Raw genomic sequence first — 14,335 nt, 5'->3', positions numbered from 1 at the left:
GAGAGTTTGGTGCACTGTCACCGTCATTCCTTCTCGGGATAGTTGCCGAAAATGATGCGCCTCGTCGCCAGCGCGTTAGCACTCTAAGTTAAGGCGCATATCGGAAATAAGAGGCTGTTTGGGGAGGCTCGGGAACGCCGCGAACTTCAGTTAGCCTAGGCGGTGGTGCGCCGGTTTCAAGGAGTATTTTAAGATCATTCAAAACGTTTCGGGTTGTAGCGAATGTGTTGTGATTGAGCCCGAACAATTCGTCTCCGATAGCGCTAACGTCGATGGTCGATACGGATTTGATGATAATCGGCCCGGACTCCGGTACGTCTCCAGCGCGAGGAATCCTGCCAGCAACTCGTTTCGAAAGCTGAAGGGCCTTGTCGTTCTTAGATGCATAGAGTGTTAAGCCTTTGGCGACCTTTGCAACTCGCGGAATTTCCTGAATGAACATGTCGCGGTCAACATCCGGCGCGGCCATAACCAGTTGAGCAATCACAGTAGGCGATTTTGTTGCCGCAGTAGTTGACAATGCATCCACTACAATCAGGTTGCCCATGCTGTGGGCTATGATGTCGACGGTTTCGAATTTTGCTTTGCGAAGGTTATCTATCACGCGGAGTAGTGCTACACGTGAACTAAGCGCGCTGTCTTTGTCATAGAGATAGTCCGCTATCTCGCCACGAGACGGCCACGAGAACAAAACTGCAGTACCGCCGAATTGAAGATCCCAAATTATCTGGGCTGTGCGAAAGACGGCGTCTCGAAATTTGGTGTTGAACCCATGCACGAATATTAGGGCTTTCTTTTTCTTGGTCGACGATAGCGATTTGATCCACTGATCTTCGCTCGTTTTTGCGATGCTGCGGATCGTAAAATGCTTCTTGGGATCAGGGCCATCCCTTGAGAAGGTAATGCCAAAGATTCTCCTGTTCGATGGCAATTCTATCCTTCCAATATGATGCCCTTCCGGGACGCGAACCCGAATGGCACCGAAGCTAAGATCATGGCTGCGCTCTCCCGTGTAGCCGCTAACAGCTGTCCAACCGTTCGAGCTATAGGTAGAACCGTCGCTTGTCTGGGTGCTGGTGCGTCCCTCGAACTCTATTGCGTCAGAGGACTCTTTTCGGTCCGTCGCATAGAAGAACTCCACGGTATATGGCTCGGACGGCGGGGCTATCGCTTTGGGCGGCCCACCTTTAGTTATGGGAGCTGTAGAGTCTGTTTCGGCTGTTCCCGCTAATAGACCTGCTATACCAAGAGTGGCCTGGGATGCTGCTGCAATGGCAAATGGAGATTGCCATAACTCGTCATCGGCCAAAGTAACTGGTTTATATCGTTCGATATTAATACGTCGGATCGATCCCTCGTCAGTGGAAAAGTACCAGACGCTGTCGTAACGGGTATTCTGGACCAGAAAAGTGACGCCACCTGAATTGCGGCTGGTCTCGGTCGCTGACAAACAGCCTTCAAGTAAGCCGGAGAGCCTGCCATAAATTTCAATGAACGACTTGCCAGCTTCCGGTAAAATGATCGCTGGCATGTTCTCGGCGGACTTTTTCGAGAACGCTTGGCAAATTTGGAGCACGACTTCGGCGTCAATGACCGGTTGTGCTACGCAACTGCCCGAGGGCATTCCTACGCTGATGAAAAATGCGAATGAAAGGAATTCGGACCAAATCCGACGCATGGCACATCTCCGCGATGTGTTCCTAAGGTCAGTCTAAACCGTGTTGGATGCCGCCAGCAACGGCAATCATTAGTTGTCGATGGAGAAGCGCCCAATTCGGGGATCTCCCCAGGCCCTTTCTTCCTGTGAATCGGCAGCCAATGCGGCGGTCAGGCGCGAGTGGTGGTGGTGATCGTGGTGTGGGTAGGGTAGCAGCACGAGCGGTCACGCGGTCATCCCGGTGCATCCTTGCGAGGAACTGATCTCCGCAAGCGCAGGATCAAACGTATCGCCAGCCAGAGCATCAGAATGACGATCGCGAATGCGGCTACCGGCGCGGCCAGGGCAAGAATTGAGACGAGGAGCGCACCTCCCAATTCGGCGGTCGCGACGGTCGAGTTGCCGAGGCCGGCCGTCATGACTGTCGATTTGGCCCGCAGAGCCGCGGTGACGCCGTGCACGATGCCGGCCGCGCCGCCACCCGCGACGATGGCGGCCGTCCATTTCATCATCGGTGGAAGATCTGCCATGGTCGCCGCCGACACGATGGCTCCGGCGATCACGGCAACAGGCGCGGCGATGACATCGAGCAAATTGTCCACGCCGGGAATGAAATACGCAGCAACCTCCAGGAGCGCGGCCACGCCAAACATCAGCATTGCGGCAGGTGTTCCAAGCCACGCGAAACCGTCGCCCCAAGCAAGCGAACCCGAGTAAGCGGCCACGCTGGCAACCAGCATCGGCAGGAACACCCGGAGGCCCGTCGCGGCCGCAAGACCGACACCAAGCGCAATCGACAACGCGAGATCGGAGTTCGACAGTAAGCGTAGCTCTGCGGCCCTTTTGATTGATGCTTGACGCCTACTTTGTCCGCGTAGCGCGTCGTCGCGGCTTCCATATGTCGGACAATGCGTTGACCGCCGCCTCAAGCGCCTTGCGGTCGATGACGTTGGGATCGAACTGCTCGGGGCCCCAGAGGCGCATTTGTTCGTGCTCCGGATGGGTGGGCTCGCTGATGGCGTCGAGGTATTCGGCATAGCCTGACGCACCACCGACATCTTCCGGAGGACAACGGCCGGCGGCCTCGAGCAAGAGGGGAAGTCCTTCCGTTGTCGTGTTGTCGAACCACTTTTCAAGCTTGATCACGTGATCCCAGCTGTCGCCGAAGTCGTAGAGATAATGGATCGTCTTGGCGCCGGTCTCTTGAACGATATTGGAGAGCCGCGTCTTGCGGGCATCGATGGGCTGAGGGTCAAAATCTCCATCGGGATCAGGGATACCCCAACGGCCGCCGCCGGCTAGGAACTCGAAGAGATGGCTATTCGTCCAGCCAAACGCCGCCTGAAGCGTCAGATGCAGCCGGTCAAGACGTAAAGTGATCGGTACGACAAGACACCGCATCACCTCCGGTTTCACGTCCTTGAGGGTTACCCTGATCCGGACGACGGTCGTGTTAAGGCTCATGCTGCCAGTCTCGGATCGAGCGCATGCATCGTATAGGTCGATGCCCAGGGAAGCAGTTCGTCCAGTCGCGCCGCAGGCCAGCCATTAACGAGCTTCGCGAGAACATCAGCGAGCCAGTGCTCGGCACTGACGCCATTGAGCTTACAGGTCTCGATTAACGAAGCCAGAACTGCCCAATTCTCGGCGCCCTCGTCGCAGCCGGCAAAAAGGGAGTTCTTGGCGTTGAGCTTGATCGGCCGCATCGCTCGCTCGACCGCATTGGTATCCATCTCGATGCGCCCGTCATCAAGGTATAGCGTCAGGCCGTTCCAATGCCGCAGCGCATAGCGCAAAGCCTTCGCCGTGTCGCTCTTCTGTGCAAGGTGATCAAGCTTGGCCTCAAACCACTGCTTCAAGGCTGCGGCCAGAGGCCTGGCATGCGCCTGCCTGCCGGCGTGGCGCTCGTCCGCAGATCGGCCGCGGAGAGCCTTCTCGATCGCATAAAGCTGGGCGATACGCTCGAGAGCCTCGCGGGCAACCGGAGCTGGCGCTGGCGCCACCTCCCGTTCGATCTTCACAAACTGCCGCCGCAGATGCGACCAGCAGAAGGCGAGCGTCCCGGACAGGGCGTCCGCACGCGTCTCTCGGGTCATGGTCTTGTAGGCCTGATAGCCGTCGCAATGGATGATGCCGCGATAGCCCTCAAGCAGCCGCAAGCCATGAACGGCGCCGCGGCCCGGTGCATAGGCATAGACCACTCCAGGTGGATCAGGCCCGGCCCAGGGCCTGTCGTCGCGCGACAGCGCCCAGAAGTAGCCGGTTTTCGTTCTGCCGCGGCCCGGGTCCAACACCGGCGCCGGGGTCTCATCGACGCAGAGTTTCGAGGAGGCGAGCAGAAGCTGGCGCAGCCGATGCCACAACGGCTTCAGTTCCTGGGCGGCATAGCCGACCCAGAAGGCGAGCGTGGAACGGTCCAGCGCTATTCCGTGCGTCGCCAGCATCTGCGCCTGGCGGTAAAGCGGCAAATGCCAATGATACTTCGCGTCGATCACATGCGCGACCAGCCGCTCGGTGGGCAATCCTCCCCTGATCAGTCGCTCGGGAGCAGCATACTGGAGGACGACGCCGTGACAGGCGCGGCAGGCGAGCTTAGGCCGGCGGGTGACGATGACGCGATACTGCGCCGGAACGACGTCCAGCCTCTGGCTCTCATCCCGACCAATCTCAAAGAGGTCGCCCGCGCAAGACGGGCAACAGGTCTCGGCCGGCATCAGGGTTTCCACGATGCGCGGCAAATGCTCCGGCAGCTGACCACGGTTGGTTCTGCGCTCGGCCGTCCTCTTCTCGCAAACTCTGGGATTGGCGCGATCCTCGGTGGCTTCGAGGGCCGCGACGGCCTCTTCGATGTCCTCCAGAACAAGCTGCAGCTGATCAGCGTCCAGCTTTTCCGAGGATCGACCGAACTGCGCATCTTTCGCAAGCTTGAGTAACCGCTCGAGCCTGGCGCAGCGATCCAGCAGAGCCGCGGCAAAGACACGCAACTCGGCTGGATCGCTCGGCAGCTCATCGGGCAAATCACTCATGGCCCGAGCTTGCCATGCTTCGCGCCGTGATGCAGCGAAGATTTGTATTTTTACGCAAGCGCTTTCGGCTGCGGGATTCGAGGCGCGTGCATGCGTGTCCAATCCATGCCGGCCAGAAGCGCCGACAACTGGGCGGCATTCATCCGCATCACGCCGGCCACGATGGGAGGCCATTTGAAGCCGCTGCCATCGAGCCGCTTCCAATACATCACAAGGCCGCTGCCATCCCAGACGACAATCTTCACCCGATCGGCGCGCTTCGCACGGAACACCACCGCTACGCCCTTCATCGGGTCATGGCCCAGCGTCTCCTTCGCCAACAGCGCCAAGCCCTCCGCACCTTTTCTGAAGTCCACAGGTTGCGTCGCCACGTAAATCATGAGGCTCGCGGGCATTGTCAGCATGGACGTGTCCGTCGGAGCGCTAGGAACACATCACTCAGCACAGCAAGGCCAGGCGTCCCGCGCACCTCTACGCGCGCCCCTTGGAACTCGACCGTCACAACGGCGGCTTCCGGCGACCCGGACGGTTCTGCGGTCGCCGGCAACGCCGATTCCGATACCACCGGCACGAACGACAGCGTGTCCGCCGACGCCGGAAGCACCAACTGGCCCAACCGCGCCCGGCGCCGCCAGTCATGCACCTGCTGGGGCCGGCAGCCATGACGACGGGCGACATCCGTGACAACCGCACCCGGCTCGAGGCTTTCGGCGGCAATCTGCGCCTTCAAATCGTCCGGCCAGCGCTTGCGACCTGCACCAGCATACACTTCGATACGTGGTGACAACGGTCGTCTTATGTCGTCAGATTGGTCGTCCATTATGAGCACCCTTGCAGAAGATGACTCTTCTAGCGGTGCTCTCAAGACTCCGTACAAACAATCCAAAGGGCCTCGGCGCTACGCTTACGTTCGACATGAGATCCCCAACGATTGTTGCGCTCGAATTTCCTCGGGAAGGCTGGACGCGATGCGGCCGAGGAACCAAGCTAAAGTCGAAACCAAGGCAGAGTGAGATAGACGCAAGCGATCATCGAGAGGACAGGAATGACCCACACCCATCCCGGCCAAACGTATCGCGCCAAGCGTTCGGCGAACGACGCAACAACGAGAGCGACGATCAGTGCCCCGAGCGCGGCCGTCGCGGCCCACCCGTACCAGTACATCGCTGGAGCCAGAAATCCCATCGCAGGGTCAGCAACGTCTCGCGAGTGATGCGTGCCCGCGAGCACGATGCCGAGCGACGGGAAAACGGTGAAAAGAGCAAGGTCCCTTGCGAGCGCGACCACGTAGAGGACCGCGAACGTGGTCCCGAATGCGAATGCAAAGCGGCGGAACGGGGCTGATGAAGTCATGAGCCGAAACCCATGATGTTGTTAGCGACGTGACCGGACAGAAAGCCCCACCAAATGATGAAGGCAAGTATCGAGGTGAGCGCCGTGCGCGTCTGAGCAGGTTCGTTGGCAAGCGGCCGGCGCCAGCAGACCCAGTAGGCGGGCAGCAACGCCAGCCCGATTGCTGCAAAATGTTCCTTGAGGTCGAAGAAGCCGAGGACATGCCAGTGACCCGCACGCTCCAATTCGGGTCTGACATCCACACGGAAATAAAGATAAAGGGTCCCACCCAGAAGCGTGGAAATGGCGTACAGCACGACCACGGCGTTGGCGAACGTGACTGACGGTATGGAACGAAAGCGGCCAAAGAACGAGCCGCGTCGCGCGCCCGCCGATCCCCATGCCGCTAAAGTCTGGTGTGTTATCGCGCCAAGCAGTGCGACCGCGACCAAGCCGTGAATGATCAGAATAGCTGTCGCCAGAACCTCACTCCGTAAACACAGGTGCCCTGCTCACTTGAAGAGTTCCTCGGTCCCGAATGGCTCTGCCGACCACGGCCGGAAGCGATTGAGGGTGAATTTCGTCTTCTGGCCTGGTTCGACGTCCACCAGCACGTAGTTGTACTCCTCTTGCGGAGGCTGGCCCTTCCAGTAGAGGTCCTGCGGATAGTCAGCGGGCACCTTGATGCTGGTTCGCCCCGGCAGGATCGGGTCTTGTTCTGCGCCCCCACCGCCCAACATCAGATACTTTATCCCATCTACGTCATAGATTTCCGTGGTGTGGACATGCCCGTTCAATACGACCACCTCCATGTCCTTGGCATACGACGCAATCACCTTGTGCGGGTTATCGGGAGCCGGGATCGGGCCCAAGCCTGACCGCGCAAACACGGGATAATGGAAGACGATAAACGCCTTCCGAATGCCATTGGCCTTCGCCTCGTCCATCCACTTTTGAAGCTGGGTCATCTGCTCGGCATATTTTGGCCGATCAGCGTCCCACAGCGACGGCGAACGGTAGTCGTACTTGCCACTCCAGAGATAGATGAGGCGGGTGCCCTTGAAATCGAATTTGTAGATGAGGTTTTCCGGCGTGACGCCGAATTTCCTCAGATACGGCACCGCCGAAAGAACGCCCTCAATCTTCGGGTCGGCCCACACCTCATGATTGCCCACACTCATGAAGAAGCGCCCATCCAGACCGGCTGCGCGCATCTCGTCATCCGGCGCGGGTAGCTTCTTCAACATCGTATCATTCACGCGCTTCCAGTATGGGCTCTCGCTGACAGTCAAGCCCTGATTGCCCCACCAGACGGCGTCACCGCTATTCACCACGAATTTGGCGCGACCGGATTGAACGTCCTTCACGATTTCACGGGTCACCCATTCGCCGCCCTGAAGCCGGAACATCGTCCGATGGACTCCAGGGAGCAGTTTCACGTCTTCAACGGATGCCTCGGTGACCCAACCCTTATCTACCGTCAGGGTCATCACTTCCGTCTTGGATGCGAATGGCATGACAATCTTGATCAGGTCCTTTGTGACCGGATCGAAGATCATCTTCACATCCTTCGCGACGACGGCCTCGGCGACCTTTTCCGGCATGACCAACCCGAACATCTCGACGAAGAACTTGCTGAGGTCCGGTTGTCCTTCTTTCAACGGGAGGTACATCATGGGTCGGGTATCGCCGACCGCAGCGAATGAAAAGCCGCCCCCGGCCGGACCGGGTGCTTGCCCGGTTGTTGTTTGCGCCTGCGCATTGTCAACGACCGGCATGGAGAATGTTGGGAGCGCCGCAAGTGCGCTGAGAACAAGGCGACGGCTTGGATCGTTAGGCCGGGAGCATGGCATGATGATCCCCGCTGATTGAGGGAGGCGAATGCGCCACCGCACCGTTCGCGGCTCGTTGCCGTTATCGACGTTGTTTCTGTCGTACCCTTGATGCAAATCAACGTCGTTGCGCCCGCTGCCCACGCTTGGTTGGGTGGGTACCGCCCGCCAGGCGGCGCAAATACGTCAGATCTATGCGGGGCAATTCAACTGGACTGGTACAGTTGGGTGGGTACTGCCTGCACTCAGCTTACGTGTTGATAAACAAGCATAATTTTGCGCCAGTCACGTGTGGTTTGTACCCACTTTTTGTATTATTTCAACCTACGGCACAATGCTCGCCTCCAGCTGGCGGAAGGCAGCAACCAGTAGCTTCCGCACCCTATAAAATTGAGAGTGCTTAATTCGGGTATTGGCCGTTCCTGTTTTCGTATGGACCGGGTGAGCTGTGAAGGATTTGATGCGCAGCTGATGCAACTCGTAAAGCCCGTCCTTCAAGAGGGGTAACGCTCGGAGCCAAGCTGGTGATGATGCCCCGACCGCGGCGCCATACGCTGGCATGATCAGGCCCCGCTTCTGGTAGATTTTCCGCATGGCAGCATCACAGAAACTGTCAATCGATACGACGCAAGCGTCGATGTCTGTCTCAAACCGCTGCTTTGCCTTTATGGCGATTTGTTCTGCTGCCGCATGGTCTGGCCCGAAAAATCGTTGCCAATCGTAAGGTGTCTTCGGCACACCGAGAACGTAAGCAAGGATCGGTCCAATTAGACTTGGGGCTCGCCCAGCCTTGGGTATAATCTTTGTCGCTCTCAGGAGAAGACGGGCTGAAAGAGCACAATCGTCGTAGGGTTTCGTTAACGGCAAGGTAGATTGAAAGAGAAGCGCAGCACCAGCCCTCGAAAAGTCGGGGTCGTTGTCTACCCGCATGGAAGCATTCAGGAGTGCAGCATAGCCAGGATTACCAAACTTGGCAGAGTCAAGATGATGGAGCATCCCCTGCCGAACCCACCAATCCCGTTCACTGAATAGCAGTGTTTCAAAATCGCGATAGGTCATACGGCCCGAGAGCAACGCCCACCGCGCCAGCGCGACTTTATAGGTTGGCTGCGGCCGCGCAATGGAAGAGCTGCGATACCGTCCAGCAAACAGACGCTCGTAAGCGAACGTTGAAAGCACCAATTCTTGCGAGGTGTTCACGCGACCCAAAAGGAGGTCAAGTATCATCGCATTCACCGCGTGATAGATTTCAGACTGCAAAACCAAGTCGATCAGGGCTTGGGATAGTTTTATGGGCAGCTTTTTGTATTTGCCCCAGTGCCGGATCAGGGTATCCGACAATTGAGGTTGACGCCGAAGAACTTTTAGCAAAACGCCATTTGTTTTTGCCGACGGAGCAAGGGACGCCAAGACATATCTGAAGCGGGTTACATCCGTTGGTATGCCGCGATTGGCCAGTAGCTGAACACGACGCCTGATCGTTTCTTGACTGCTCCCCCTGAGTACCGATGGCTCAGGAGGCTGACTTACCGATTTAATTTCTTCGGCAGGATCACTGATCTTGCGGATAGCAATCTTTGAGGACTGCGGAAACAGCCCAATTTCCTTGGCTGCCAGATCAAGGGTCACCAATCTGCGCCGAAGAGCATCCTCTGACTTGGCCGTGATCTTAATGTCATCGACATAGCGCAGGTAGCGAATGTCTCTGACCGAGCGCAAGCCAGCATCATCAATGTGTCGCAGAACGACTTCCGAGATTATACCCGATGACAACGGTCCCTGTGGGATGCCGTGCTCATGGTAGATGGGCTTTCTTCCGTCACTCCAGGTCGCGCAGGTCCACTCGCGCAGACATCGCATCAAAAAATCAACGGTATCGTGATCAATGCGCAAGTCTCGCAAAAGCGTCCTCAACACGTGGTGATCAATCGTGTCGTAGAACGCTGTCAGGTCGAAGCTGGCCACATACTGATAGCCCGCGTGATAATAGGAACGTACATACGAAGCATATGCACGATAGCTGTCCTGCCATTTCAAGTAAAAGAAGCGAGAGCTTTTGCCCGCGTATAGGTGCTGAAAAACGTTAGTACGGTAACGTGCTCTTGTTTTTCTGAAGACCGCTTCAGCAACAAGGTTTGCCACCGCTTGATAGGCTATTTGGTCGTTAACGGTGAGAAGGGAAATTGGCCTCAAAATGCCGGATGTCTTTGGGAGGTAGAGTTTAGAAGCCGGTGTCGGCGTGAAACGCTCCTGACTAATCTGCCGCTTCAGGAACTTTAGATTAGCCTCGGACGAAAGCGCATAATCGGAATACGCCGCGCGGAAATGCCCTTTGAAAAACGGCTCTGGGTTGCTGAGTATCCACCGATAGGCGCGCAGCAAATTGCCCTGATCGAATACCTGTGAAAATCCTGCCATAGCTAACTGTGATCAAATGAAAAACGTCCGCCGCGGACAGGCCCCGCACGGTCAAAGTGCAATCGCAATTCCTCTGTTTTCGAAATTTCCGCCGCCCCGAACTGACAGCGCTTGGCCGAATTCGCCAGCGCCGGTGCCCTGATCTACTTTATAGCGAGATGCGGCAATAAGGGAACCCAAGATTGCTGCGGCCCCTCTCAGCAGTTAGGCGGGTTCTTCCTCGCACCTGCGACGCGCGCCTGCAAATCGGAATTCCGGGGAATTCTAAATTGTTGCTTGCCGCTGCGGCCGACTGTATCTAATTCTCAAATTTGAGTCTGCGGCCGGTACAACCATGACCGAACGTGAGCTCGGAAATGAGCGCCAGTGCAAGAAATACGGCGCAGGCGCGCGCCCCGAGACTGACTGGGTTCATACGCGACGATCCAAACTACGACGGCGCGAAGAACTCTCGAAGAAGCGCAGCAGCCTCAATAGACGGCAAGTTGCCTATCTCCTGGTAGAGTACGATGGCCAAGTCACAGTAACGAGCGTGGTCAGCAGCGTTAACCGTGCCCGTCAAGAGCTGAAGGTCTTTAGCTGAGTACCCCCTGGAGGTAAGGCGCGAGACGATTTTTTCCCAAGCCTTGTCGTTATTGGGTGCGCCATATTGGGTTCGGCTTGAGGAGATAATGCGTGCATCTAACTCCAGTTCGCGTTCTGTGAGTTCTTTGGGAATCAATCGAATTACGTTTTGATCGCCCTGGCCTGATGCAAATCGGTAGCAGGCATCTTTGTCTTGGCTCTGGAGCGCGCGATATTGGTCAACGACAAGGCGTCCAAAGTCGACCAAAACAGCATCGTCGGCATAAGGAAGGCGCGCCTTTATGAGATTATTTAGTTTGGTTCGAGCCTCTGCGATCACTTGAGCCTGCGGTGCTCCCTTGATCGTGCCATCCATGAACGTGTCGAGTATCTCACCATACAAGTGCGGATACTTCTCCTTCATCACTCTGTACACCAGCGAGGCCTTTTGAAGCCCCTTATCCCAATCTTCGCGTGCTAGCCTGCCACCATCGCCAGCGATTGCGTACTCGTCGCCGCTTGTGACCTTAGTCACGACCCCTGCTGACACCAAATCCGCGTCTGAAGGTCGCCACATGTCGGCATTTTTTGTCGCCAAAGCTCGATCGACAAACGCAACGCTGACGCCAGATGCTGCGTAGATTGACCTTTCTAGGCTACCGTCGATCTGATCTTCTCCAGCGAAAGCTCCTCTGTGAAATCCTAACCGGGCGCCCTGCTTCAGGATTCGGTTTCGACCTGCAACGAAGGCCAAGGTGCAAGCAGACAAACATTTTACATCGACATAAGTATCGAGACCGCGGGTCTTGATAAGAGCGTTGAGCTTCTGACCTTCACCAATACGGCCACCAATGCTGTCGAGGTGAACGACGCGCACGCCCCTTGATGCATTTAGGACCTTTTCGAATTCATCAGAGAGACCGAACTTGATACCGCCAGATATCTCGGCTTCCGATCCGTTGCCCATGACTCTTATTGAATATGGGGGAATGTCCGGATCATCCATAAACGCAATACGGGTTGCCTCCGCGATTTGCGGAATAGCCGTCTTTGCGAGGACTCCGATTGTCTGCAATACACTGAGGCAAACCATAACTTTGGCTAGCCCAGCCCAGGGAGCCCGTTTGCTCAAGGTGGCACGTTGATCGATCCTATGTTGCGCTGACCGCCAAATGCCTACTGATTGCCATATCGCGAGACAGACAATGAACGACCAGAGCGAAATATAGAAAAGCAGGATGCCGATTGGGTTGATTGCCCCACCAATCAAAGCGGAAATTATTGCGACGACAACATACGCAGCAATGTTGCCAATAAAGCCAATGAGCCAATACGAAATCCCAAGCGGATACTCGCCCCGCCAATGTTGAGCAACGACGTTCTGACGTTTTGAACTGCCGGTTGATTCCAAAGGCCGCTCGAAGGTCGAGGGGGCCAACGGGCTTTTCTGCGCCACATCAAACGCATCCTCAACCTTCTGCCACCCCGAAAACCCCTGACGCCAAACGCGAACAAGGCTTGGGTTAGGATGATATTGAATACGGTTATCCAGTTCGCGGCGATCCATCGGACCGCGCTGGCTTTCACCGTCCCATAAGTACCAATCGGTCATTTCCGGCCCCCCGGGAATCGTCCGACACTATTGATTAAGTTGGACTGGCGCAACGTGCGCGCGAGCAAACCACGTCTACGACTTTTTGCGAAGCTCTAGGCTCTTTGAGCCGCCGCGACCCTGCTGATGTCTTAGATGCCGAGCTGAAACGAGAAGCCGCACGTCCAGGCGGAAAAGTCGGTGCGGCTGCGACGATATTCTGACGGCGATCAACGCCAGATACAGCAGCCCAGGCGATCAGGCCCAAGAGGCTTGGCTGGTTACCCTGCCGCCCGTGGTCCTACTGATCTGTGTTTCGGCATGGAATAAGGACCCCGTATTCGGGGTAATCGGCATCCAATCGGGACCCCGGGACAAGGGTCCACAGTGGCTTCCATCGAGTCATGGAAGCCGAGGTTGGGATGCTGGTGGTGGAGACGATTGGTAAGATCCGTCGCGCCTACTTTGTTGATGGTCGTCCGATCAAGGCGATCTGCCGAGAACTTGGCGTATCGCGGAAGGTGGTTCGCAAGGTCATTCGTTCTCAAGCGACGGAGTTCCGGTATGAGCGCGAGACGCAGCCGCTCCCGAAGATGGGTGCCTGGAGTGCCGAGCTTGACCGGTTGCTGGCAGGGAATGAGAGCAAGTCGGCGCGGGAACGGCTGACGCTGATCCGTATATTCGAAGAGCTTCGCGGCCTCGGTTATGTCGGCGGCTATGATGCGGTTCGTCGATACGCACGACGGTGGAGCAAGGAACGCGGCACCTCGACAGCGTCGGCGTATGTGCCGCTGAGCTTTGCACCAGGCGAAGCCTACCAGTTCGACTGGAGCCACGAGGTCGTCCTGCTGAGCGGCACCACAGTGATGGTGAAGGCTGCTCATGTCCGGCTCTGTCACAGCCGCATGCTGTTCGTGCGGGCCTATCCGCGAGAGACGCAGGAGATGGTGTTCGACGCCCACGACCGGGCGTTCGCCCTGTTCAAAGGCACCTGCACCCGCGGCATCTACGACAACATGAAGACCGCCGTAGAGACGATCTTCGTCGGTAAAGGCCGTCTCTACAATCGCCGCTTCCTGCAGATGTGCAGCTACTATCTGGTCGATCCGGTCGCCTGCACGCCGGCGTCGGGCTGGGAGAAGGGGCAGGTCGAGAACCAGGTCGGGCTGGTCCGCGAACGCTTCTTCACCCCGCGGCTGCGCTTCAAGAACCTCGACGAGTTAAACGCCTGGCTGCTCGACAAATGCATCGCCTACGCCAAGGCTCATCGCCATCCGGAGCTGACCGATCAGACGATCTGGGACGTGTTCGAAGCCGAGCGCCCCAAACTCGTTCCCTATGCCGGCCGCTTCGACGGCTTCCATGCGGTGACGGCATCGGTCTCGAAGACCTGCCTGGTGCGCTTCGACAACAACAAGTACTCCGTCGCAGCCAGCGCAGTCGGACGACCGGTCGAGGTTCAAGCCTATGCCGATCGTATCGTGATCCGTCAGGATGGGCGCATCGTTGCCGAGCACCCGCGATCCTTTGGCCGCGGCGATACCGTCTACGACCCCTGGCATTATGTGCCGGTGCTCGCCCGCAAACCCGGCGCCTTGCGCAACGGTGCTCCCTTCAAAGACTGGGTGCTGCCGGCTGCGATCGAGCGGATCCGGCGCAAGCTTGCCAGCACCGACGATGGCAATCGGCAGATGGTCGACATCCTCAACGCGGTGCTGACTGACGGTCTGCCCGCGGTGGAAGCGGCCTGTGCCGAAGCGCTCGGTCATGGCGTCCATTCCGCCGATGTCGTTCTCAATATCCTGGCCCGTCAACGTGAACCCGCCCCACCGGCCAACATCATGACGCCGGCCGCACTGACACTCCGTCATGCACCGATCGCCGATTGTGCCCGCTACGACAACCTCCGGAGGAC

The 14,335-nt window shown here is 57.5% G+C and carries 11 protein-coding genes and 1 pseudogene; 1 reads left to right on the top strand and 11 read right to left on the bottom strand.

The annotated features are described in order from the left end of the window. Nucleotides 1-88 precede the first annotated feature (88 nt). The 11 genes from QA642_RS07210 to QA642_RS07160 all read right to left on the bottom strand — a co-directional run bounded on the left by QA642_RS07210 (nt 89) and on the right by QA642_RS07160 (nt 12,441). Complete coding sequence (locus QA642_RS07210) at nt 89-1,678, bottom strand: alpha/beta hydrolase (RefSeq protein ID WP_283084042.1); 1,590 nt, start codon at nt 1,676-1,678, stop codon at nt 89-91. A gap of 212 nt (nt 1,679-1,890) precedes the next feature. Then, nucleotides 1,891-2,409: a DUF4126 domain-containing protein gene (locus QA642_RS07205; RefSeq protein WP_283084041.1), complete on the bottom strand. Its 519-nt coding sequence runs from the start codon at nt 2,407-2,409 to the stop codon at nt 1,891-1,893. 109 nt (nt 2,410-2,518) lie between these two features. Continuing rightward, complete coding sequence (locus QA642_RS07200; protein WP_283084040.1) at nt 2,519-3,121, bottom strand: plasmid pRiA4b ORF-3 family protein; 603 nt, start codon at nt 3,119-3,121, stop codon at nt 2,519-2,521. Next, entirely contained in the window at nt 3,118-4,683 is a 1,566-nt protein-coding gene (locus QA642_RS07195) for an IS66 family transposase (protein WP_283084039.1), read from the bottom strand. The genes QA642_RS07200 and QA642_RS07195 overlap by 4 nt, the downstream gene beginning before the upstream one ends. Nucleotides 4,684-4,733: 50 nt before the next feature. After that, the gene (tnpB, locus tag QA642_RS07190; protein ID WP_271597244.1) at nt 4,734-5,078 is read right to left on the bottom strand and encodes an IS66 family insertion sequence element accessory protein TnpB; all 345 of its coding nucleotides are present in this window, start codon (nt 5,076-5,078) and stop codon (nt 4,734-4,736) included. A gap of 2 nt (nt 5,079-5,080) precedes the next feature. Further along, nucleotides 5,081-5,503 (bottom strand): transposase, encoded by a 423-nt coding sequence (locus QA642_RS07185; RefSeq protein ID WP_283079831.1) that lies wholly within the window; start codon nt 5,501-5,503, stop codon nt 5,081-5,083. A 167-nt stretch (nt 5,504-5,670) separates the two neighbouring features. Next, entirely contained in the window at nt 5,671-6,036 is a 366-nt protein-coding gene (locus tag QA642_RS07180) for a hypothetical protein (protein ID WP_283084038.1), read from the bottom strand. Then, on the bottom strand, nt 6,033-6,467 hold the full coding sequence (locus tag QA642_RS07175; protein WP_283084037.1) for a hypothetical protein: 435 nt from the start codon (nt 6,465-6,467) through the stop codon (nt 6,033-6,035). Before QA642_RS07175 ends, QA642_RS07180 begins: the two co-directional genes overlap by 4 nt. Before the next feature lie 60 nt (nt 6,468-6,527). Next, nucleotides 6,528-7,793, bottom strand: coding sequence for a metallophosphoesterase (locus tag QA642_RS07170; protein ID WP_283084036.1), 1,266 nt, complete (start codon nt 7,791-7,793; stop codon nt 6,528-6,530). A 378-nt stretch (nt 7,794-8,171) separates the two neighbouring features. Then, on the bottom strand, nt 8,172-10,265 hold the full coding sequence (locus QA642_RS07165) for an RNA-directed DNA polymerase (protein WP_283084035.1): 2,094 nt from the start codon (nt 10,263-10,265) through the stop codon (nt 8,172-8,174). Between the two features lie 430 nt (nt 10,266-10,695). Then, the gene (locus tag QA642_RS07160) at nt 10,696-12,441 is read right to left on the bottom strand and encodes a GYF domain-containing protein (RefSeq protein ID WP_283084034.1); all 1,746 of its coding nucleotides are present in this window, start codon (nt 12,439-12,441) and stop codon (nt 10,696-10,698) included. 401 nt (nt 12,442-12,842) lie between these two features. Here QA642_RS07160 and istA point away from each other — a divergent pair. After that, a pseudogene (istA, locus tag QA642_RS07155) lies at nt 12,843-14,333 on the top strand (IS21 family transposase); the annotation flags it as partial. Between the last annotated feature and the right edge of the window lie 2 nt (nt 14,334-14,335).

The sequence above is a fragment of the Bradyrhizobium sp. CB2312 genome (assembly GCF_029714425.1).
Lineage (GTDB): Bacteria > Pseudomonadota > Alphaproteobacteria > Rhizobiales > Xanthobacteraceae > Bradyrhizobium.
The sequence above is the reverse complement of the archived record's forward strand: the minus strand, read 5'-3'. Positions and strand labels throughout refer to the sequence as shown.